At 73.1% G+C, this 20,702-nt stretch carries 23 protein-coding genes and 1 tRNA gene; 10 read left to right on the forward strand and 14 right to left on the reverse strand.

The window, feature by feature from the left end; all coding sequences use genetic code 11:
* Nucleotides 1-3 precede the first annotated feature (3 nt).
* The 7 genes from flgG to C7456_RS14810 all read right to left on the reverse strand — a co-directional run bounded on the left by flgG (nucleotide 4) and on the right by C7456_RS14810 (nucleotide 5,829).
* Nucleotides 4-789, reverse strand: a complete 786-nt coding sequence (gene flgG / locus C7456_RS14780; RefSeq protein ID WP_109724576.1) for a flagellar basal-body rod protein FlgG — start codon at nucleotides 787-789, stop codon at nucleotides 4-6.
* A gap of 28 nt (nucleotides 790-817) precedes the next feature.
* On the reverse strand, nucleotides 818-1,558 hold the full coding sequence (gene flgF / locus C7456_RS14785; protein WP_109724577.1) for a flagellar basal-body rod protein FlgF: 741 nt from the start codon (nucleotides 1,556-1,558) through the stop codon (nucleotides 818-820).
* An 18-nt stretch (nucleotides 1,559-1,576) separates the two neighbouring features.
* The gene (flgE, locus tag C7456_RS14790) at nucleotides 1,577-2,797 is read right to left on the reverse strand and encodes a flagellar hook protein FlgE (protein ID WP_109724578.1); all 1,221 of its coding nucleotides are present in this window, start codon (nucleotides 2,795-2,797) and stop codon (nucleotides 1,577-1,579) included.
* 37 nt (nucleotides 2,798-2,834) lie between these two features.
* The gene (locus tag C7456_RS14795) at nucleotides 2,835-3,506 is read right to left on the reverse strand and encodes a flagellar hook assembly protein FlgD (protein WP_109724599.1); all 672 of its coding nucleotides are present in this window, start codon (nucleotides 3,504-3,506) and stop codon (nucleotides 2,835-2,837) included.
* 11 nt (nucleotides 3,507-3,517) lie between these two features.
* Nucleotides 3,518-3,952 (reverse strand): flagellar basal body rod protein FlgC, encoded by a 435-nt coding sequence (gene flgC, locus C7456_RS14800; RefSeq protein ID WP_109724579.1) that lies wholly within the window; start codon nucleotides 3,950-3,952, stop codon nucleotides 3,518-3,520.
* Nucleotides 3,952-4,353: a flagellar basal body rod protein FlgB gene (gene flgB, locus C7456_RS14805; RefSeq protein ID WP_109724580.1), complete on the reverse strand. Its 402-nt coding sequence runs from the start codon at nucleotides 4,351-4,353 to the stop codon at nucleotides 3,952-3,954. Before flgB ends, flgC begins: the two co-directional genes overlap by 1 nt.
* A gap of 546 nt (nucleotides 4,354-4,899) precedes the next feature.
* Nucleotides 4,900-5,829, reverse strand: coding sequence for a chemotaxis protein (locus C7456_RS14810; protein ID WP_109724581.1), 930 nt, complete (start codon nucleotides 5,827-5,829; stop codon nucleotides 4,900-4,902).
* Nucleotides 5,830-6,633: 804 nt separating this feature from the next.
* Between C7456_RS14810 and C7456_RS14815 the strand changes: the two genes are divergently transcribed.
* From C7456_RS14815 to C7456_RS14835, 5 genes are all read left to right on the forward strand, one after another.
* Nucleotides 6,634-7,944 (forward strand): methyl-accepting chemotaxis protein, encoded by a 1,311-nt coding sequence (locus C7456_RS14815; RefSeq protein ID WP_109724582.1) that lies wholly within the window; start codon nucleotides 6,634-6,636, stop codon nucleotides 7,942-7,944.
* 1 nt (nucleotide 7,945) lies between these two features.
* A complete protein-coding gene (flgA, locus tag C7456_RS14820) occupies nucleotides 7,946-8,635 on the forward strand; it encodes a flagellar basal body P-ring formation chaperone FlgA (protein WP_109724583.1) in 690 nt (229 codons plus the stop codon).
* Nucleotides 8,636-8,714: 79 nt separating this feature from the next.
* Nucleotides 8,715-9,056 carry a flagellar biosynthesis anti-sigma factor FlgM gene (gene flgM / locus C7456_RS14825; protein ID WP_109724584.1) on the forward strand — a complete coding sequence of 114 codons (342 nt, stop codon included), beginning with the start codon at nucleotides 8,715-8,717 and terminating at the stop codon, nucleotides 9,054-9,056.
* Entirely contained in the window at nucleotides 9,053-9,499 is a 447-nt protein-coding gene (locus tag C7456_RS14830) for a flagella synthesis protein FlgN (RefSeq protein WP_109724585.1), read from the forward strand. The genes flgM and C7456_RS14830 overlap by 4 nt, the downstream gene beginning before the upstream one ends.
* A 77-nt stretch (nucleotides 9,500-9,576) precedes the next feature.
* A complete protein-coding gene (locus C7456_RS14835; RefSeq protein WP_245889891.1) occupies nucleotides 9,577-10,836 on the forward strand; it encodes an EAL and HDOD domain-containing protein in 1,260 nt (419 codons plus the stop codon).
* A gap of 17 nt (nucleotides 10,837-10,853) precedes the next feature.
* Here C7456_RS14835 and C7456_RS14840 read toward each other — a convergent pair whose 3' ends face one another.
* The 7 genes from C7456_RS14840 to rsmD all read right to left on the reverse strand — a co-directional run bounded on the left by C7456_RS14840 (nucleotide 10,854) and on the right by rsmD (nucleotide 16,760).
* Nucleotides 10,854-11,879, reverse strand: a complete 1,026-nt coding sequence (locus C7456_RS14840; protein ID WP_109724587.1) for a TMEM43 family protein — start codon at nucleotides 11,877-11,879, stop codon at nucleotides 10,854-10,856.
* On the reverse strand, nucleotides 11,876-12,739 hold the full coding sequence (locus C7456_RS14845; protein ID WP_109724588.1) for an MBL fold metallo-hydrolase: 864 nt from the start codon (nucleotides 12,737-12,739) through the stop codon (nucleotides 11,876-11,878). Before C7456_RS14845 ends, C7456_RS14840 begins: the two co-directional genes overlap by 4 nt.
* 116 nt (nucleotides 12,740-12,855) lie before the next feature.
* Nucleotides 12,856-14,583 (reverse strand): gamma-glutamyltransferase, encoded by a 1,728-nt coding sequence (ggt, locus tag C7456_RS14850; RefSeq protein ID WP_109724589.1) that lies wholly within the window; start codon nucleotides 14,581-14,583, stop codon nucleotides 12,856-12,858.
* Nucleotides 14,580-14,840: a YfhL family 4Fe-4S dicluster ferredoxin gene (locus C7456_RS14855; protein WP_109724590.1), complete on the reverse strand. Its 261-nt coding sequence runs from the start codon at nucleotides 14,838-14,840 to the stop codon at nucleotides 14,580-14,582. Before C7456_RS14855 ends, ggt begins: the two co-directional genes overlap by 4 nt.
* A 287-nt stretch (nucleotides 14,841-15,127) precedes the next feature.
* On the reverse strand, nucleotides 15,128-15,631 hold the full coding sequence (locus tag C7456_RS14860; RefSeq protein WP_109724600.1) for a hypothetical protein: 504 nt from the start codon (nucleotides 15,629-15,631) through the stop codon (nucleotides 15,128-15,130).
* 5 nt (nucleotides 15,632-15,636) lie between these two features.
* On the reverse strand, nucleotides 15,637-16,158 hold the full coding sequence (gene coaD / locus C7456_RS14865; protein WP_109724591.1) for a pantetheine-phosphate adenylyltransferase: 522 nt from the start codon (nucleotides 16,156-16,158) through the stop codon (nucleotides 15,637-15,639).
* Nucleotides 16,159-16,187: 29 nt separating this feature from the next.
* Nucleotides 16,188-16,760: a 16S rRNA (guanine(966)-N(2))-methyltransferase RsmD gene (gene rsmD / locus C7456_RS14870; RefSeq protein ID WP_109724592.1), complete on the reverse strand. Its 573-nt coding sequence runs from the start codon at nucleotides 16,758-16,760 to the stop codon at nucleotides 16,188-16,190.
* Between the two features lie 74 nt (nucleotides 16,761-16,834).
* Here rsmD and ftsY point away from each other — a divergent pair, with 74 nt between their 5' ends.
* The 5 genes from ftsY (at nucleotide 16,835) to C7456_RS14895 (ending at nucleotide 20,559) form a co-directional block, all read left to right on the forward strand.
* Nucleotides 16,835-17,959 carry a signal recognition particle-docking protein FtsY gene (gene ftsY, locus C7456_RS14875; RefSeq protein WP_109724593.1) on the forward strand — a complete coding sequence of 375 codons (1,125 nt, stop codon included), beginning with the start codon at nucleotides 16,835-16,837 and terminating at the stop codon, nucleotides 17,957-17,959.
* Between the two features lie 24 nt (nucleotides 17,960-17,983).
* Nucleotides 17,984-19,039: an AsmA family protein gene (locus tag C7456_RS14880; RefSeq protein ID WP_109724601.1), complete on the forward strand. Its 1,056-nt coding sequence runs from the start codon at nucleotides 17,984-17,986 to the stop codon at nucleotides 19,037-19,039.
* Nucleotides 19,036-20,163 carry an A/G-specific adenine glycosylase gene (gene mutY, locus C7456_RS14885; RefSeq protein ID WP_109724594.1) on the forward strand — a complete coding sequence of 376 codons (1,128 nt, stop codon included), beginning with the start codon at nucleotides 19,036-19,038 and terminating at the stop codon, nucleotides 20,161-20,163. The genes C7456_RS14880 and mutY overlap by 4 nt, the downstream gene beginning before the upstream one ends.
* The gene (locus C7456_RS14890; RefSeq protein WP_109724595.1) at nucleotides 20,160-20,438 is read left to right on the forward strand and encodes an oxidative damage protection protein; all 279 of its coding nucleotides are present in this window, start codon (nucleotides 20,160-20,162) and stop codon (nucleotides 20,436-20,438) included. The genes mutY and C7456_RS14890 overlap by 4 nt, the downstream gene beginning before the upstream one ends.
* A 45-nt stretch (nucleotides 20,439-20,483) precedes the next feature.
* Nucleotides 20,484-20,559 (forward strand) — tRNA-Phe (locus tag C7456_RS14895).
* Nucleotides 20,560-20,702: the final 143 nt, after the last annotated feature.

Raw genomic sequence — 20,702 nt, forward strand, 5'->3', positions numbered from 1 at the left:
GGCTCAGGTCTTGTTGGTGATGGTCTGCAGCATGTCGTCGACGGCGCTGATCGACTTGGAGTTCATCTCGTAGGTGCGCTGGGTCTCGATCATGTTGACCATCTCCTCCACCACGTTGACGTTGGAGGACTCCAGCGAACCCTGCAGCAGCGTGCCCATGCCGTTGAGGCCGGCCTGGCCGGTCTGCGCGGTGCCGCTGGCGGCGGTCTCCAGGTACAGGTTCTGGCCCATCGACTGCAGGCCGGCCGGGTTGACGAAGTCGGCCAGCTGCAGCGTGCCCACCTGCACCGGCGTGGTGGAGCCGCTGGCGGTGGCGCTGACCGTGCCGTCGCTGCCGATGGTGATGCTCTGCACGTTGGCCGGCAGGGTGATCGCCGGCTCGATCGGGTAGCCGTCGGCGGTGACCAGCTGGCCGTTGGAGTCGGTGTGCAGCGAGCCGTCGCGGGTGTACGCCACCGTGCCGTCGGGCATCGACACCTGCAGGAAGCCGCGGCCCTGGATCGCCACGTCCAGCGAGTTGCCGGTCTGCGTCACCGAGCCCTGGGTGAACAGCTTCTCGTTGCTCACCACGCGCACGCCGGTGCCCATCAGCAGGCCCGAGGGCGACTGCGTCTGCTCGGTGGTCTGCCCGCCGGGCTGGCCCTTGTTCTGGTACATCAGGTCCTGGAACGCCGGGCGCGAGGCCTTGTAGCCGGTGGTGCTGGCGTTGGCCAGGTTGTTGGAGATGGCGTCCATGCGCGTCTGCTGCGCATCGAGGCCGGTCTTGGCGATCCAGAGGGAGGAGAACATCGGATGGCTCCGCTAGATATGGATGGACTCAGCTCGCCTGCAGCAGCTTGGCGCCGGCGTCGGCGTCGTCCTCGGCGGTCTTGATCGAGCGCACCTGCATCTCGTACTGGCGCGACAGGGCGATCATCCGCACCAGCTCGGACGAGGGGTTGACGTTGCTGCCCTCCAGCGTCTCCGGCGCGAGCTGCACCGTGGCGTCGGCATCGGCGACGCCGCCGCCGGCCAGGTGCATCAGGCCGTCGGCGCCCTTGGCGAGTTGCGCCGGGTCGGGGTTGACCAGCTTGATGCGGTCCACCTGGGTCAGCGTGTTCGGCCCCTGCCCCAGCGGCACGGTGGAGATGGTGCCGTCGTCGCCGATGCTGATCTGCGTGCTGTCGGGAATGTTGATCGGCCCGCCGTTGCCCAGCACCGGGTTGCCGGCGGCGTCGGTGAGCATGCCGTCGGCGGTGAGCCTGAGGTCGCCCGCGCGGGTGTACGCCTCGCTGCCGTCGGGCGCCTGCACCGCGATCCAGCCCGGCCCGCGCACCGCCACGTCCAGCGCGCGCCCGGTGTGCTGCATCGAGCCCTGCGCGTCGTCGCGGCCGAGCCCTTGCGCCACCGCGTTGATGCGCGTGGGACTGCCGGGGCCGAGCACCGGCAGGCTGCGGAACGCATCCAGCTCGCTCTTGAAGCCGGTGGTGGAGGCGTTGGCCAGGTTGTGGCTCACCACGTCCTGGGCCCGCATGATCTGCGTGGCCCCGGTCATCGCGATGTAGACGGAACGGTCCATGGGCGGCTACCCGTGCGCTTACCTGGAGACGGCGTTGAACAGCGTGGAGGCCAGCGTGTTGTCGGTGGACAGCACCTGCGCGTTGGCCTGGTAGTCGCGCTGCGCCTTGATCATGCTGACCAGCTGCTCGGTGGTGTCGCTGGTGTTGGACTCCTCCAGCGCGCCGGACTGGATGGTGCCGTACTGGCCGGAGCCGGCCGTGCCCATCACCGCGGTGCCCGACTCGGTGCTGGACATCCAGCTGGCGTTGCCGAGCTGGCGCAGGCCCTGCAGGTTCTGGAAGTTGGCGATCGCCAGCTGGCCGATCTTGCTGCTCTGGCCGTTGGAGTAGTTGGCGGTGACGATGCCGGTGCTGTCGATGTCGATCGAGGCCAGCGCGCCGGCGGTGTAGCCGTCCTGGCTGATCGTGCCGGCGGCGTAGTCGGCGCCGTACTGCGTGGTCTTGGCGAAGTTGATGGTCAGCGCCTGCGGGTCGGCGCCGTTGCCGTAGTCCACGCTGGCGAAGCCCAGGCTGCCGCTGGCCGGCGTGGCCAGCGCGCCGGCGGAGGTGAAGGTGAGCGCCTGCGTGCCGGCGTCGTGGCCGTCCACGTACAGGTGCACGTCCCAGGCGTTGGTGCCGGTCTTCACGTAGTACGCGGTGGCCTGGTGCGCGGTGCCCAGCGAGTCGTACACGGTGAAGGTGGTGGAGTTGTTGTAGCTGGCCGGGTCGGTGGTGCTGAACGCATTGGTCGGCGCGGTGGCGTCGGCCGGCAGGTTGGAGGCGATGGTGGCGCCGGTGGTGGCCTTGGCCGAGCTCTGCGGCGTGACCAGGTTCAGGCTGGTCAGCGTGCTGCTGTCGAAGCCGCCGCTGGCCGCGCTGTACGGGTACACCTGCAGCTTGTAGCCCTCGGTGGTGACCACGTTGCCCGCGTTGTCCTGGTGGAAGGCGCCGGCGCGCGTGTAGGCGTAGCCGTTGCCGGTGTTCACCACGAAGAAGCCGTTGCCGCTCAGCGCGAGGTCCAGGCTGTTGCCGGTGGTCTCGATGTCGCCCTGGGCGAACTGCTGCGCCACGTCGGCCAGGCGCGTGCCGCTGCCCACCGCGGTGGCGCCCAGGTTGATGCCGGTGACGGCGTAGATGTCGGCGAACTCGGCGCGCGAGCCCTTGAAGCCGGTGGTGTTCGCGTTGGCGATGTTGTTGGCGATGACGTTGAGGTCGGACTGGGCCGCGTTGATGCCGCTGAGCGCCTGGTTGAGAGCCATGCTTCGGGTTCCTCGGAAGGTTGGATGGACGCGGTGGTCAGTTGATCTGCGCGATCGCGCTGAGCGGCACGCCGCCCACGCCCGCGACCTGCACGTAGGTGCCCACGTCGCTGCCGCCGTAGCCCACGCCGCTGACCGTGCCGGCGAGGTAGGTGGAGAGCGCGCTGCCGCCGTCGCCGGCGCTCGCGCTCATGCTGTAGGTGCCGGCGGCGACGGGGTTGCCGTCGTCGTCCTTGCCGTCCCAGCTGAACTGCGCCAGGCCCGGCTGCTGCACGCCCAGGTCCAGCGTGCGCACCGTCTTGCCGGTGCCGTCCTTGATCACCACACGCACGTCGCCCGCGTCGACCACGCTGGCCGCTCCGCCGACCGCGCTGCCGGCGTAGCCGATGCTGTCGGCGGGCACCAGCACCTGGCGCCCGACCAGCCCGGCCGAGCCCAGCACCTGCGAGGTCTGCAGCGCGCTGGTGATCTGGCTGGCCAGGTTGTTGACGCTGGTGTTGAGGTCCTGTGTGGAGGCGAGCTGGCTGAACTGCGCCAGCTGCGAGACGAACTGCGAGTTGTCCAGCGGGTTGGTCGGGTCCTGCGTCTGCAGCTGCGTGGTCAGCAGCTTCAGGAAGTCCGCCTGGCTCATCGTGCTGCCGAGCGCCGCGGCGGTGGCGCTCGCGGCGCTGCCCGTGGTGCTGCCGGTGGTGTTGTTCACTGTGGTCATGGCGCCTGCGCTCACTTGCCGAGGTCGAGGGTCTTGAGCATGAGCTGCTTGGCGCTGTTCATGACCTCGACGTTGTTCTGGTAGGTGCGCGAGGCGGAGATCATGTTCACCAGCTCGTCCACCGGGTTGACGTTGCTGCCGTAGACATAGCCGTCGGCGTCGGCCAGCGGGTTGCCCGGCTCGTAGCGCGACTGCACCGGCAGCTGGCTCTCGGTGATGCCCACCGTCCGCACGCCGTCGCCGGCCTCGGCCTCGGCCTCGCTGCGCGGCTGGCCCAGCTCGCGGCGGTGGATCGCGGCGAACAGCGGCTCCTTGGCGCGGTAGGCGGTGTCGGCGCTGCCGCTCACGCTGTCGGCGTTGGCCAGGTTGCTGGCCACCGTGTTCAGCCGCAGCGACTGCGCGGCCATGCCGCTGCCGGCGATATCGAAGATCTTGAACAGGGACATCACTGGTCTCCGCTCAGGGCCGTGCGCAGCATGTGGATCTGCGCGGTGATGAAGCTCAGGCTGGCCTGGTAGTGCACCGTGTTGCCGGCGAAGGCGGCCTGCTCGACCTGGGCGTCGACGGTGTTGCCGTCCATGCTCGGCTGGGTCGGCACGCGCCAGGCCAGCGCATCGGCGGCCTGCGCGGCGGGGTCGATCGTCCGGCCGGACGTCGGCGCGGCCAGCGCCAGCCCCTCGCCCTGCCCGCTCGCCGACTGCAGCGCCTTGCGGAAATCGATGTCGCGCGCGAGGTAGCCTGGCGTGTCGGCGTTGGCCAGGTTGTCGGCCAGCACCTCGCTGCGCCGCTGCCACAGGTCGAGCGCGGCGGTATGGATGCCGAACAGGTTGTCGAGGGATGCGCTCATGTTTGCCTCCGCGTGGCCGATAACGGTCCGCACGGGGGCTGGAGCAAGTTGTGTGCCACGGGGCCGCGAGGCCTTGCCGCGCCTCGCTTTGCGCGGGCGCTGGCGGTTGCCGTGGCGGCGGCGTGACGCCTCGGCGACGGTTTTCCGGCGCGCTCGTCCGGGGGCCGGGTTCGCTCGGGAGCCGGTTCAGGGCCGGCCCTGAATGGGGACTACCGCGATTGGGACGCCTACGGCGGGTTTCGCTGGCCTGCCGGCCAGCGAGTTTCCTTGCTTTGCTGGCCCAAAGAAAAGTAGCTCGGTCGCCGGCAGGCGACCGAAACCCGCCGCAGGCGACCCAGCCGCGGCACGCTCGCATGGAATGCGGGGCGCAAGCATCGGCACTCACCGTTCGGCGGCGTAAACCCATCGAGAGTGATTGGGTCGCCGGCAGGCGACCGAAACCCGCCGCAGGCGACTCAACCGCGGCAAGCCCCACCGGCAGGCGCCAAAAGCCCACCGGAAACCGCCCGCACAAGCCCTATCGAACCCTAGGCCCCCCCACCAGCATCAATCCGAAGGCACCGGCAACAACTCGATCACCGCCTGCGCCAGCACATCCGGCTGGAACTTGGCGACGAAGCGGTCGGCGCCCACCTCGCGCACGATCGCCTCGTTGAACACCCCGCTCAGCGAGCTGTGCAGCACCACCTTCAGGCGGCGCAGCGCGGGCGTCTCGCGGATCGCGCGGGTCAGCGCGTAGCCGTCCAGCTGGGGCATCTCGATGTCGGACACCACCAGGTTCACGCGCTCGTCCTCCGGCGCGTCGGCCAGCGCGTTGAGCCGGTCGAGCGCCTCGCGGCCGTCCTGCGCCACCACGCACTCGATGTTCATCTGCTTGAACAGGTTGACCAGCTGGCGCCGCGCGATCAGCGAGTCGTCCGCCACCAGCACGCGGCGCGGATGCAGCGGGTGCGCGCTGGCGCTGCGCTGCATCTGCGCCGACAGCTCGCGCGGCGCGGCGTCGATGCTGGCCAGCACGTGCTCCACGTCGATCACCGCGACCAGCGCGCCGTCCACCCGGGTCACCGCGTTCACCCGCGGGCCGAAGCCCAGCGCCGCGCTCGGCGCGCTGAGCGAGTCGCCGTCGCAATGCACCATGCGCTGCAGGTCGGCGACCAGGAAACCCTGCACCGAGCGGCTGAACTCGGTGACCATCAGGTGCGCGCCCGGCTCGTCGCGCAGCGGCGGGTAGCCCACCGCCGCGGCCAGGTCGATCACCGGGATGGTCTGGCCGCGGTAGTCGCAGCTGCCGGCGACGAGCGCGTGCGCGCCGGGCATGCGCTCCAGCGGCGGGCGGCGCATCACCTCGCGCACCTTGAACACGTTGATGCCGAACAGCTGCGCGTCGCCCAGCCGGAACAGCAGCATCGCCACCCGGTTGTGCCCGGCCAGGCGGGTCTGGCGCTCCACGTTGTCCAGCAGCGCGGCACTGCTCATGCCCTTTCCTCTCCATCGCCCGCGGTGCGGGCACGCCGGCATATCGGCCGGGCGGGCGGTGGGCTTGAGCGTTTGTCGCACACCCGGCCCCTCACCCCGGCCCTCTCCCCGGAGGGGAGAGGGGGCAAGGCGCGGCGCATCCGAAAGTCCCGCCCTGATCCGCCCACCCCTCGCTTCTCGCTCGCGCAGCGAGCGTGAGGAGTGCGCGCAAGGAAGCACGCTGCTCTTTCGGGGCCCCTATGCCGCGGCGGGTGGGCGGCGGACCAGCCCGGAGGGTGGCCCGCAGGGAGGCGGGCCAGTTTTTCGTCGGGGCAGGAGCCCCGTCGAAAAACCCCGCCGCCCACCCGCGCACCTTCCGGGCAGAGCCTGCCCCGGACTTGATCCGGGGACGCCCGGGAGGCGCGCCATCGGGGGGCCTTTTCTCTTGGCTACTGCATCTTTACTCCGGGCATCCTGCCCTCCGCCCTTCGGGCCGGCTTCGCCGTTCGCTCGCGCTCCAAGCGCGCGCGTGGGCAAGCAAAGAGAAGTAGCCCGCCCGCCGGCAGGCGGGCGGGCGAAACCCCGCCGAAGGCGGACCCGTGCCGCAGCGCTTGAACAAGCAAACCGGAACGCCAGGCGACAATCGAGCCATGTCGCCCTGGGCCCCGGCCCGCGCCGGGGCGACGAACGAGTGCGGAGGCGCCGCAAGAACCACTATTCAAAAGGCCCCGCGACAAAGCCCCCATGGCACACGCCTTGCTTCTCAAGTTTCGCCCCCTGCCGCCGATCCCGTGCAGGACCGCACAGCCAGAGACCTTTCCCTGCATGAGCCTGATCTGGAGCCAGCACATCGCCGCCATCGCCCGTGCCGCGGCCGCCGGCGACGAGGCGCAGCTCGCCGCGCTGACCCGCCGCCATCCCGCCGCGGCGCGGGCGCTGGCGCCGCTGCTCGCCGCGGTCGCCCCGCGCGGCCCGGCCGCCGTGGCGCTGCACGCGCTGGAGCAGCAGGCGCTGGTGCTCAACGCCGCCGGGCAGCTGGCCCGCGAGCAGGCCGCGCTGGACAAGTCGGCGCAGGAAAGCCGCGACAGCGTCGGCCGCTTGACGGACGGCAGCGCCGGAATCTCGACGGCGCTGGCCCAGGTCGCCGCCGCGCTGGGCAACGCCGGCCAGGCCAGCCACGCCAGCGGCGCCAGCATCAGCGAGCTGGACGGCCAGCTGCGCCTGCTGCGCAGCGCGCTGTCGGCGATGAACCGCAACCAGAGCCGGCTGGCCGAGCGGGTCGAGCAGATCCGCAAGCTCACCGGCGCGGTGCAGGAGATCGCCCACCAGACCAACCTGGTCGCGCTCAACGCCGCGATCGAGGCGGCGCGCGCCGGCGAGGCCGGCCGCGGCTTCGCGGTGGTCGCCGACGAGGTCAAGCAGCTGGCCGAGAAGACCGCGCAGACCACCACCGAGATCGAGACCGTCACCGGCTCCATCGGCGACTTCTCGCTGCAGCTGGACGGCGACGTGCAGCAGGGCCTGCGCCGGCTCGAGCGCGCCCAGGCCGGGCTGGACCAGGCCGGCGCCACCCAGCGCGACAGCGAGGGCGCGGTGCGCCTGGCCAGCGAGCGGGTCGCCGTGCTGCAGCGCAGCCAGGACGCCCAGCACGCCCGCGCCACCGGCGCGCAGGCCGCGCTGGGCGCCTTGCAGCGCCGCGGCACCGAGGCGCGCCGGCAGGCCGAGGCGATGCACCGCGCCGCCCTGCTCGCCCACCGCCTCGCGCTGGACTGGCTGGACCACCACAGCGGCGACGACACGGCCAGCCTCAGCCTGGCCGTGCGCGAGTCCGCGCAGGGCATCCGCCAGGCGATGGAGCTGGCACTGCAGGAACCCTCTTCGCTGGACCGCCGCTGGTTCGACACCGGCGCGCTGCGCCGCACCCTGGCGCGGCTCACCGCGCGCCACGCCGGCCATCCCGCCGCCGCGGCGCTCGACGCCGCCGGCGCCCGCCTGGACGAGCAGGGCAGCGCCTTCGTCGGCCTGCTCTGCGAGGGCAAGCTCGACCAGGCCGCCCAGGTCTCGCAGCAGCTGGAGGCCGAGCGCGAGGCGCTGATCAGCCAGCTCGCCGCCCTGCTGGCGGACGCCACGGACTGACATGGCCGGCCCGCGCCCCGCCGCCGCCCTCGCCCTGCTGCTGGCCGCCGCGCCGGCCGCGGCCGGGTCCGCCGGCGCGGCGCGCGCCTTCGCCGCCAACTGGCTGCGCCACTACTACGCGCAGCCCGGCAGCCGGGTGGAGGCGGACGCCGCCCCGCTCGACCCGCGCCTGCAGCTGGCCGACTGCCCGGCCCCGCTGGCCGCCGGCCTGCCGCCCGCGGCCCGCCCGGCGCCGCGGATGAGCGTGCTGGTGCGCTGCCCCGTCCCCGGCGGCTGGAGCGTGCGCGTGCCGGTGCAGCTCCGGCTGTACCGCCAGGTGCTGGTGGCCAGTCGGCCGCTGCGGCGCGGCGACGGCATCGCCGCCGGCGACGTGCACGCCGAGGAGCGCGACGTCACCCGGCTCGGCTACGGCTACGTCGAATCCATGGACCAGGTGGCCGAACGCACCCTGGCGCGCCCGCTGATGGCCGGCAGCGTGCTGACCCCGGCCGCGCTGGGCGGCCGCCAGATGGTGCGCGCCGGCGACCGCGTGGAGCTGCTCGCCGAGCTGGACGGCATCGCCGTGCGCGCCGAGGGTATAGCCTTGGGCAGCGGCGACAGCGGCGCCCGCCTGCGGGTGCGCAACGGCAGCTCCGGCCGGGTGGTCGACGCCGTGGTGCGCGCCCCCGGCCAGACCGTGGCGCTGCCCTGATGTTCCCGACCGCTAAAGTTCCCCGCCGACCGGCCGATTCCCTCAGGGACAGGGCCAATCACGTACCGAGAACGGACCGATGAACACCACCATCCAGAACAACGGCCTGCCCAAGCTCCCGCAGGCGCCGGCCGGCCAGGGCAACGCCCCGGCGCAGCAGGGCAATGCCGCCGTCGGCGGCAGCGATGGCACGGGCGGCGCGGCCAGGACGGACGACCGGGTCAAGCTGACCGATTCGGCCCGCGCCCTGCAGGAGGCCGCGCGCACCGGCGACGCCGCCGCGATCGACAGCCAGAAGGTGGAGAAGATCCGCCAGGCGCTGGCCGACGGCAGCTACCAGGTCAACCCCGCGCGCATCGCCGACGGCATGCTGGCGCTGGACGCGCAGCTGGGCGGCGCCAAGGGCACGGACAAGGCATGAACCCGCGCGCGCAGGCCGAGCTGGACGCCGCCCTCGCCGCCACGGTCGAGGACATGCGCCTGGCCGCGACCGAGCTGGCCGCGGTGCTGGAGGCCGAGCGCGAGGCGCTGGCCGGCGCCGACGTCGAGGCGATCGACCGGATCGGCGCGCGCAAGCAGTCCCTGATGCAGCAGCTGGAACAGTACGACGCCGAGCGCGTGCAGCTGGCCGCCGCCACCCCGGCCGGCGCCGAGCGCCTGCGGCCGGCCTGGCGCGCGACGCTCGACGCGCTGGCTGTGTGCCGCGAGCGCAACCAGCAGAATGGCGCGCTGGCCGGCCAGCGCCTGGCGCAGGTGCGCCGCGCGCTGGCGGTGCTGACCGGCGAACCCGCCGGCGACGGCGTCTACGGCCGCGGCGGCGAGCTGCGCGCGGCCACGCGCTCGCAGGTGCTCGCCCAGGCCTGAACGCAGCAACCAGCCACACCGAAGCAGCGCGGCCAGCCGCCGCGGCGGGCCCACCCGGCAGACGACGACAGACCATGATGAGCGAACCCGCCCTCTCCTCCCGCCCCGCCTCTCCCGTCGCCAACGCCAACGACCTCCCGCTGCCGGCCGTGCGCATCCCGATGCTGGACCACGAGCGCCAGCTGTTCGCCTACGAGATCGTGTTCCAGCCCGACGCCGGCGACGAGCAGGCGCTGATGCAGCGCGTGCTGTCCACCATCACCGACGGCGCGCTGACCCGCCTGGTGCGCGGCAGCCGCACCTTCCTCACCCTCTCGCGCGAGCTGCTGCTGGAGCAGACCGACGTGCTGATGCACCAGCCGCGCTTCGGCGTGGTGGTCCGCCCCGAGGCCGCCGACGACGCGCCGCTGATGGAGCGTCTGCGCCAGATGGCCCAGCGCGGCTGCCTGCTGCTGCTCGACGCCGGCGACGCGCCGCTGCAGGGCAGCGCGCGCATCGAGGCGATGCTGCAGATGGTGCAGTTCGTGCGCCTGGACGCCAGCCGCCTGTCGCCCGACGAGCTGCGCGAGCGCAGCGAGCGCCTGCACGAGCGCGGCATCTGGGTGATCGCCGGCCAGGTCGACGACCACCCCACCTACCAGCGCTGCCTGGCGCTGCCGTTGCACGCCATCCAGGGCCGCTACCTGTTCCTGCCCGACCAGGTCGAGGTGCCGGTGCTGTCGGCCAACCGGCTGAGCATCCTGCGCCTGATGCGCGCGCTGGGCGAGAACAACCCCGGGCCGGTCGAGCTGGGCGAGATCATCCGCAACGACGCGGTGCTGAGCTACAAGCTGCTGTCCTGCGTGAACTCGGCCTACTTCGGCCTGCCGCGGCAGCTCAAGTCGGTGCAGCAGGCGGCGATCTTCTTCGGCGTCACCCGCATGCGCAACTGGATCTACACCATGGCGCTGGGCGGCATGGACGACCGCCCGCCGGAGCTGCTGCGCGCCGCGCTGATCCGCGCGCACATGTGCGAGCAGCTGGCCGAGGCCGACGGCATGCCGCGCGACCGCCGCGAGCTGGCCTTCACCGCCGGCCTGTTCTCGCTGCTGGACACGCTGATGTGCGCGCCGATGGAGTTCGTGCTGGAGCACCTGCCGCTGATGCCGGAGATCCGCGAGGCGCTGGTGGAGAAGCGCGGCCCCTACGCCGCGCTGCTGGAGCAGATCAACGCCTGGGAGAGCGGCACGCTCGGCGGCCAGCCCCCGCAGCGCATCCAGCGCCTGGCCGGCATCTACCTGGAAGCGACCCAGTGGGCCGACCAGGTCTACGCCCACGCCGACCCGACGCCGAACTGACCGCCGGCCGCGCCGCCTCAGCCGGCGCGGCGCACCCGCCAGGCCGCCACGGCCGCGCCCAGCACGGCCAGCCCCAGCCAGGCCAGCATCAACTGCAGGTCGTGGCCCAGCCACAGCACCGCGGCGATCGCGCCGACCAGGCCCGCGCCCATCGCCAGCGCCAGCAGGCCGTCGGCGCGACGGCGCTGGCCGAGCAGCAGCAGCAGGCTGCCCGCCGCCGCCAGCAGCACGGCGAGGATGCGCCGCGACGTCACGAATTCCGGCGGCGTGGGCACGTCCGGCAGCACGTCGACCAGCGCGCGCTCGCCCACCTGCACGTCGTAGCCCTTGCCGTCCGGCGCGTCGGCGGCCGGCGCCAGCGTGTCGCCGTCCGGACGCGCGAACACCGTCACCACCTGCGCCGGCACCGCCTCCCAGCTCACCCGCAGGTCGCCCAGCTTCGGGTCGCGCGGGTTGGCGCTGGTCACCAGGTAGTCGCCGGCGCGGCTGAAGCTGGCGGCGAGGTTGGGCGGCAGCTGCGCCGCCGCCGGCGACACCGTCTCGCTGCCGGGCAGTGCCCTGACCAGCGCCGGGTCCAGGCGGAAGCCGCCCACGCGCACCTCGCCGGCCTCGAAGCGGGCGCCCTGGATCGGGAACGGGCCGGGATTGACGTGGCCGGGCGGATGGCGGAAGTCGGTGGCGTCGATCGGATGGTCGACCCAGTCGAGCTCGTAGTGCACGTCGCCGCCGATGTTCACCTCGCGCCACTGGAACATCTCCACCCGGCGCACCAGCACCGGCACCGCCGCCTGCAGGCCGAACTGCGCGTCGCGCGGCGGCCGCGCCACCTGCAGCGGCCCGGCCACGCGCACCATCCGCCCGCGCAGGTCCGCGGTGGGCGAGGCGTCGTCGGCGTCGACCACCTGGCCGCCGTGGCGCTCGGCGGCGACGCGGTGGAGCAGCAGGCCGCGCTCGGTCAGCGCGCCCAGCCCCGCGCCGGCCAGCAGCAGCAGCGCGCCGGCCAGCCGCAGGGTCAGCCCGCCCACCGCCGCCCCCCGGCTCATCCGGCCTCCGCCAGGGTTTCGCCGGCCAGCGCGCCGCGCTCGTCGGCGGTGCCGTAGCGGCCGCGCGCGTCGCGCACCGGCCGCGCCAGCGCGCACTCGTGGTCGTGGGTGAAGAACAGCCGCACGCCGCGCGCCAGCTTGTCGTCCAGGAAGGCGCGCTTCTCCTCGATCAGCGCCTCGGGGTAGCGGTCGTAGCCCATGGTGATCGGCAGGTGCACCCAGGGACGGCCGGGGATCAGGTCGGCGCAGAACACCACGCCGCCCACCTCGGCCAGCATCAGCCCCGGCGTATGGCCGTCCGAATAGTGGAAGCGCACCGCCCCGCCCAGGGTGGCCGAGTGCGCGCCCTCGACCAGCTCCAGCCGCCCGCTGGCTTCCAGCAGCGCCGGCAGCTCGGGGATGAACGAGGCGCGGTCGCGCGGGTGCGGGTCGAGCGCGCGCCGCCAGTGCGCCGCGCCGACCAGGTAGCGCGCGTTGGGGAACAGTAGCCGCGGCGGCCGGCCCTCCTCCCATGCGGCGAGCAGGCCGCCGGCGTGGTCGAAGTGCAGGTGCGAGAGCACCACCGCGTCGATGTCCTCGTGCGCGAGGCCCGCCGCGGCGAGCGAGCCGAGCAGCACGTGGCGCTCCTCCATCACGCCGTAGCGCTCGCGCAGCGCCGGCTCGAAGAACGCGCCGATGCCGGTCTCGAACAGCACGTTGCGGCCGTCCAGGTCCTTCACCAGCAGGCAGCGGCAGGCCAGCGGGATGCGGTTCTGCTCGTCCGGCGCGATCCAGCGCGACCACAGCGCCTTCGGCGCGTTGCCGAACATCGCCCCGCCGTCGAGCTTCTGCGAATTGCCGGGCAGCGACCAGAACTCCATCTCAGCCCTCCGCCGCCGGGCAGGCGTGCGGCGGCGCGGGGCGCCGCGCGCCGCTCACGGCCGGGGCGCCGCCGGCCTTCCATCCGTTGCCGGGAATCGCTCGGAATGCCATCGCCTCACTGCACCTTGCCCAGCCCCGACGGCCGGCGCGGGTCGCTGGCCGCCTCGAGCGTGTTGCTGCGGTGGTCCCAGGTGACCACGTTCATGTAGCCCCAGGACTCGCGCGGATGCAACTGGTAGCCCATGCGCTTCAGCGCGTCGCCGGTGGCGGCGTCGAAGGTGCCCTCCTCCACGTCCACCCGGTCGGGCAGGAACTGGTGGTGGAAGCGCTTGTGCGCGGCGATCTGCGCGGCGCTCTCGCCGTCGACGAAGGCGAGGATGCCCTCCAGCACCTGGGTGATGATGGTGGAGCCGCCGGGCGAGCCGATCACCGCGCTGCGGTCCTTGCCCAGCACCAGGCTGGGCGACATCGAGGACAGCATGCGCTTGCCCGGCGCCGGCGCGTTGGCGGCGTTGCCGAGCAGGCCGTAGACGTTGGGCGCGTCCGGCACCAGCGCGAAGTCGTCCATCTCGTCGTTGAGCAGCACGCCGGTGTCGCCGGCGACGAAGGTGGAGCCCAGCGTGTAGTTCACCGTCGCGGTCACCGCGATCATGTTGCCGTCCCGGTCGACGATCGAGAAATGCGTGGTGTGCATGCCCGGGTCGCGCGCCGCGGCGGACGGCAGCATGGACGACGGCGTGGCCTTGTCCGGCAGGATGCTCTGGCGCAGGCCGGCGGCGTAGTACGGCGACAGCAGCATGTCCAGCGGCATCTTCACGAAGTCCGGGTCGCCCAGGTAGTCGTTGTGGTCGCGGAACGCGCGGCGCATCGCCTCGATGACGTAGTGCGCGCGGTGCGCCGCGTCCATCCGGGCGAGGTCGAAGCCGGACAGGATGTTGAGGATCTCGGCGATCGCCACGCCGCCGGAGGACGGCGGCGGCGCGGTGACGATGCGGTAGCCGCGGTAGTCCACCGCGATCGGCTGGCGCTCCTTCACCTGGTAGCGCGCCAGGTCGTCCAGCGTCCAGCGGCCGCCGGCGGCGCGCACCGCGTCCACCAGCTCGCGCGCGACCTCGCCGCGGTAGAAGCCGTCGCGGCCGTGCTCGGCCAGCAGCTCGAGCGTGCGCGCCTGGCCGGGATCGCGCCACGCCGCGCCCTCGGCCGGCGGCCTGCCGCCCGGCAGGTACTTGGCCACCGAGGCGGGCCAGCGCCGCAGGTCCTTCTCGCGCTCGGCGACCGCGTCGCGCAGGCGCACGTCGGGCTGGAAGCCGTCGCGGGCAGTGCGGATCGCCGGCGCCAGCGAGGCCTTCAGCGGCAGCCTGCCGTAGTGCCCGGCCAGCCAGGCCAGGCCGGCCGGCTCGCCGGGGATGCCGGCCGAGAGCGGGCCGTTGAGCGCGCTGTCGCGGTCGGGCGTGCCGTCGGGCTTGAGGTAGTCCTTCGGGTCCACCGCCGCCGGCGCGGTCTCGCGCGCGTCGATGAACACCTCGCGGCCGTCGCCGGCGCGGCGCAGCACCGCCATGAAGCCGCCGCCGATGCCGGAGCTTTCCGGTTCCACCACCGACAGCGTGGAGGCCACCGCGACCGCGGCGTCGAAGGCGTTGCCGCCCTTGGCGAGCACTTCCAGGCCGGCGTTGGTGGCGACGAAGTTGGCGCTGGCCACCGCGTCGTGGCCCGGCTTCTGCGCGGGCGACGCAACGGCCGCGGCGGCGCTCCCCCGCGGCGCGCCGTCCGCCCACGCGGCGGGGGCGACCAGCAGCAGGCCCAACAGCAGTGCGCGCCAGCGCAGGCGCCGGAAAGGGTTCATGCGGACGACTCCTTCGCCATCAGCTGGCGGTATTTCAGCTCGAGCTGCGTGCGGCTCTCGGCGTGCGCCGGGTCGGGCACGATGCACTCCACCGGGCAGACCGCCACGCACTGCGGCTCGTCGAAGTGGCCGACGCACTCGGTGCACAGCGCCGGGTCGATCACGTAGTACTCCTCGCCCAGCGAGATGGCCTTGTTCGGGCAAGCCGGTTCGCAGACGTCGCAATTGACGCAGGTGTCGAGGATCTTCAGGGACATGGGGGCGATAGTACACGCTGGGCCCGGCGGCCCGGGGAGGGCCGCCGGCCCGCGCCGCGGCCGCGCGCGCCGGCCGCGCGGGTCTTAGAGCCTGTTCACGATCTCCAAGTATCCCCCTGGAACGTCATCCCAGCGAAAGCTGGGGTCCAGCGTCGTTGACTTTTCGAGGGAACGTCACTGGATGACCAGCCCTCCGGCTGTTGAAAAACGCCTCCTGCTTTCGCAGGAATGACGCAGAGGACGGTGAGAGGCAATAGCCGGACCGACGATAGAACGCGAACAGGGTCTTACCAGGCGACGTAGCGGACCTGCGCGCCGGTCGGCTGCAGCACCGCGGCCACGCGGTCCTTGTCGGCGGCGTCGCCGATCACCACCACGATCACGTCCTTGAACGAGCCGGGCTTGGCGTCCTTGAACGCGGCGGTGACGAAGTCGGCGGTCTTGGCCGAGTTCGGGCCGCCGAAGGCGAGCAGGTTGCCCGGGGTCACGGTGCGCGCCACGATGTCCTGCACCTGCTGCAGCTGGCGGTCGTACTGCGCCTTGGCCTCGTCGTCGTCGCCCGCCGGCACCAGGTAGGCGTATGGCCGGTCGGCGGTCATGCCCTGCATGTTCTGCTGCACGGTCTGGCCGAGGTAGGCGCCCCAGGCCTTGCTGTCGTTCGGGTCGGTCGGCTTGGTCGCCTTCTGGGTCTGCGCGGCGGCCTGCTGGTCGCCGTTGTCCTGCTTGTGGCAGGCGGTCAGCAGCAGCGCGCCGGAGAGCGCGAGCGTGGCGGCAAGGATGAACTTACGCATGGTGGTCACCTTTCAGTCTGGTTGTTGCGCCAGCGCTGGCGCATGGCCTGTTGTACCGCCGGATGCACGAAACCGGAAATGTCGCCGCCGAGGCGGCCGACCTCGCGCACCAGGGTGGATGAAATGAAGCTGTACTGCTCGGCCGGCGTGAGGAACAGCGTCTCGGCCTGCGGGATCAGGTGCCGGTTCATGCTGGCCAGCTGGAACTCGTACTCGAAGTCCGACACCGCGCGCAGGCCGCGGATGATCACGCCGGCGCCGGTCTCGGCCACGAAGGTGGCGAGCAGGCTGTCGAAGCCGCGCACCTCCACGTTGGGCAGGTCCGCCAGCGCCAGCCGCGCCAGCGCGATGCGCTCGCTCAGGCTGAAGCCGGGCCCCTTGCCCTTGTTCGGGCTCTCGGCCACCGCGACGATGATGCGGTCGAACAGCGGCGCGGCACGGCTGACCAGGTCGGTGTGGCCGTTGGTGATCGGATCGAACGTGCCCGGGTAGACGGCGAGGCGCTTGTTGATCGGCGGATGGCTCACGGGGCGGGCGCAGCTCGGAGAGGATCGGCCTAGCTTAACGGAAGCCCCGGGGAGCGGCGATAGAGCGCGTAGCGCACCTCGCCGGCGCGGCCCTCGCGGTGCAACAGCCAGTTCGCCGGCAGCGCGGGCACGCGCTCGCGCGGCGACTCCACGTAGATCCGCGCCTGCGGCGCCAGCCAGCCGCCCCGCTCCAGCCGCGCGGCCAGCGGCTCCCACAGCTCCAGCGCGAACGGCGGGTCGAGGAAGACCAGCCCGAACGGCCGCGGCGCGCCGTCCAGGAAGCGACCGGCGTCCATGCCCGCGACCTGCGCCGGCACCTTCAGCCGCGCCAGGTTGGCGCGCAGCGCCTGCGCCGCGAGCGCGTCCGGCTCGACGAACTGCACCTCGGCCGCGCCGCGCGAGAGCGCCTCGATGCCCAGCGCCCCCGTGCCCGCGCACAGGTCCAGCGCGCGGCTGCCCGCGAGGGTCGGCGCCAGCCAGTTGAACAGCGTCTCGCGCACGCGCTCGGGCGTGGGCCGCAGGCCCGGCAGGTCGGGCACGTCCAGCCGCGAGTTGCGCAGCGTGCCGCCGATGATGCGGATGCGCCCCGGCGCGCCCTTCATGCGCGGGCGTCCTCAGCTGGCGGTTCGGGAGGGGGTGGTAGCATGCGCGCCATTGTCTTTGAATCCCCCGCGCGATGCTCAAGTTCTGGAAGAAGAAGCCTGCCGAGACGGCGCCTCCCGCCCCCGCCGCCGGACAGCCCGCGACCGAGGTGGTGCACGACCTCGACGCCGCCGGGCTGGAGCGCGAGCCGCTGGGCGAGGCGCTGGCGGAGACCCCGGCCCCCGCCGACACCGCGGCGGAGCACGAGCGCTTCCGGGCGCCCCCGCCCGCCGAGCCCGCGCGGCGCGGCTGGCGCGAGCGGCTGTCCGGCAGCGCCTTCGCGCGCGGCCTGTCCGCGCTGTTCGTGCGCCACCCGAAGCTCGACGACGAGCTGCTGGACGAGCTGGAGACCACCCTGATCACCGCCGACGTGGGCGTGGAGGCCAGCACCGCGCTGGTCGAGGGCCTGCGCAAACGCATGCACAAGCGCGAGTTCGCCGACGCCGGCGCGCTGCTGGCCGCGCTGCGGCAGGAGCTGGTCGCGCAGCTCGGGCCGGTGCAGCGGCCGCTGGACATCAGCGGGCACAGGCCGTTCGTGGTGCTCACCGTGGGCATCAACGGCGTGGGCAAGACCACCACCATCGGCAAGCTGGCGCGCCGCTGGCGCGACGAGGGCCGGCAGGTGATCCTCGCCGCCGGCGACACCTTCCGCGCCGCCGCGGTGGAGCAGCTCAAGACCTGGGGCGCGCGCAACCAGGTGCCGGTGATCGCGCAGGGGCAGGACGCCGACGCCGCCAGCGTGATCTTCGACGCGCTGCAGGCCGCGCGCTCGCGCGGCGCCGACGTGCTGGTCGCCGACACCGCCGGCCGCCTGCACACCCAGGGCGGGCTGATGGACGAGCTGTCCAAGATCGCCCGCGTGCTGAAGAAGCTCGATCCCGAGGCGCCGCACGAGGTGCTGATGGTGATCGACGGCACCACCGGGCAGAACGCGGTGAGCCAGGTGCGCCAGTTCCGCCAGATCGTCGGCGTCACCGGCCTGGTCGTCACCAAGCTCGACGGCACCGCCAAGGGCGGCGTGGTGTTCGCGCTGGCGCGCGAGTTCGGCCTGCCGATCCGCTTCGTCGGCCTGGGCGAGCAGGCCACCGACCTGCGCGCGTTCGACGCCGAGGCCTACGTCGACGGCCTGCTGCCGGCCGGCCTGGGCGGCCATGACTGACCCGCGCGGGCCACGGCGATGGTGATGTCGCGTCGCCTGCGCCTGTCGCTGCTGGTGCTGGCCGGCGCGGCGCTGGCGGCCGTGCTGGCCGTGCTGGTCACGCTGTACGTGCTGCTGCAGCCGGAGCGCTTCACCGCGATGCTGCAGGCGCAGGCGCGCGGGGCCGGGCTGGAGCTGAGCCTCGCCAGTCCCGCCCGCCCCGGCCTGCTGCCCCGCCCCGGCCTGGAGCTGGAAGGGCTGACCCTGGCCGCCGACGGCGCCAGCGCCCCGATCCTGCTCGCCGCGCGCGGCCGCCTGGCGCTGCCCTGGCGCACCCTGTTCGGCGGCCCCGTCGCGATCACCCGGCTGGAGATCGATTCGCCGCGCGTGGACCTGGACGCCCTGCGCGCGTGGCTGGGCGCGCTGCCGCCGGCGCCCGCGCGCGCCACCGCCGTGCCGCGCATCGACGCCGGCGTGCGCATCAGCCACGGCAGCCTGGTCGAGGGCAACGAGGTGCTGCTGGACGAGCTGCAGCTGGACACCGGCAGCCTGCGTTCCGGCCGGCCCTTCCCGCTCAGCCTGTCCGCCCGCGACGCGGCCGGCGTGCCGCTGCGCGCCGAGCTCACCGCGGTGCCGCGCATCCACGGCGACGCCCTGCAGCTCGACGGCCTCGGCGTGCACCTGAGCCGTGGCGACGCGCTGACCCTGCAGCTGGCCGGCCAGGCGCACTGGCACGGCGCCGCGGACGCCGGCGCCAGCCTGCGGGGCCGCCTGCTGCGGCAGGGCAAGGCGCCGTACGACGTGACGCTCGCGCTGACCCCGGCCGACCAGCACGATCCGCTGCTGCTGGCGCTGAAGCTGGACGGCGCGGACAGCCACGTCGACCTGCGCCTGCCGCCGCTGGCGCTGGCCGACTGGTGGTCGCGGCTCAACCGCGCCGACGCGCCGCCCCTCGGCGTGCCGCCGCTGCAGGGCCACGTCGAGGCGGACCGGCTCGACGTCGGCCCGGTCACCGTCGAAGGCTTCTCGCTGCGGACGGACGACGCGCCCGCGCCCGCCGCCAGCGCCGCGCCGCCGGCCCCGTCCGCGCCGCACCCATGAGCGCCGGCTTCGCCGACCGCCTGCTGGCCTGGTACGACCGCCACGGCCGCCACGACCTGCCCTGGCAGCAGGCCAGCGCGCCCGGCAAGCGCGACGCCTACCGCGTGTGGCTGTCGGAGATCATGCTGCAGCAGACCCAGGTGGCCACGGTGCTCGGCTACTTCGAGCGCTTCGTCGCCGCGCTGCCCACCCTGCGCGCGCTCGCCGAGGCCGACGAGGATACCGTGCTCGCGCTGTGGTCGGGCCTGGGCTACTACCGCCGCGCGCGCTTCCTGCACCGCGCCGCGCAGCTGTGCGTGGAACATCATGGCGGCGAGCTGCCGCGCGACTTCGACGCGCTCGCCGCGCTGCCCGGCATCGGCCGCTCCACCGCCGGCGCGATCCTGGCGCAGGCGCACGGGCTGCGCTTCCCGATCCTGGACGGCAACGTCAAGCGCGTGCTGGCGCGCTACCACGGCATCCACGGCCACCCCGGCCAGGGCGCGGTGGAGAAGGAGCTGTGGCGCCGCGCCGACGCGCACACGCCGGCGACGCGCGTGGCCGACTACACGCAGGCGATCATGGACCTGGGCGCCACCGTGTGCGTGCGCTCGCGCCCGCTGTGCGGGGACTGCCCGCTGGCCGGCGACTGCGTGGCCCGCCGCGACGGGCTCACCGCCGTCCTGCCGACCGCCAGACCTACCAAGGCGCAGCCCACGCGCGGCACGGTGATGCTGGTGCTGCGCGACGACGCCGGCCGCGTGCTGCTGGAACGCCGCGGCCCGCAGGGCGTCTGGTCCGGGCTGTGGAGCCTGCCGGAAGCCGCCGACCACGAGGAAGCCTGGCGCGTCGCGCAGCGCCATGCGCGGCTCGACGACGCGCAGCCGCTCGCGCCGTTCGTGCACGTGTTCAGCCACTACCGCCTGCAGGTCGAGCCGCTGCTGTTCGACCGGGCGACGGCCCGGCGCGGCATCGCCGATAATCCCGACCTGCGCTGGTGCGACGCGGCCGACCTCGCCGCGCTCGGCCTGCCGGCGCCGGTGCGCAGCCTGCTGCTCGCCCTCGACGGGCCACGGCAGCAGGGCCTGCCGCTGGCCCCGGCCACCGCGCGATCCCGCAGAACCCCGTCAAGGAAACAGGCATGAGCCGTACCGTCCACTGCGCCAAGCTCGGCATCGACGCCGAGGGCCTCGACTTCGCGCCCTGGCCCGGCCCGCTCGGCCAGCGCATCTACGCGGAGATTTCCAAGCCCGCCTGGCAGCAGTGGCTGGCGCACCAGACGATGCTGATCAACGAGTACCGGCTCAACCCGCTCGACCCCAAGGCGCGCCAGTTCCTCGCCGGCGAGATGGAGAAGTTCCTGTTCGGCGGCGGCCAGACCGAGCGTCCGGCAGGCTACGTCGACCCCGACGAAGCTTGACGAAGCGCCGTGCATCCGATTTAATGCGCGGCTCCGCAGCACCCTGGCCGGGTAGCTCAGTTGGTAGAGCAGGGGATTGAAAATCCCCGTGTCGGCGGTTCGATTCCGTCCCCGGCCACCATTGATTTCAACGACTTAGCCCATCCATCACTGGATGGTTTTTTTGTTGGGTAATTCCTAAGCAACCCGGACCAAATCTGAGAGGATTTGGTTATGAAACGATGCCCGGAGTGCGGTGGTAGCCGGCCTTATCGGTTGAGCGAT

The organism is Fulvimonas soli, from assembly GCF_003148905.1.
In the GTDB taxonomy this organism is placed as follows: Bacteria; Pseudomonadota; Gammaproteobacteria; order Xanthomonadales; family Rhodanobacteraceae; genus Fulvimonas; species Fulvimonas soli.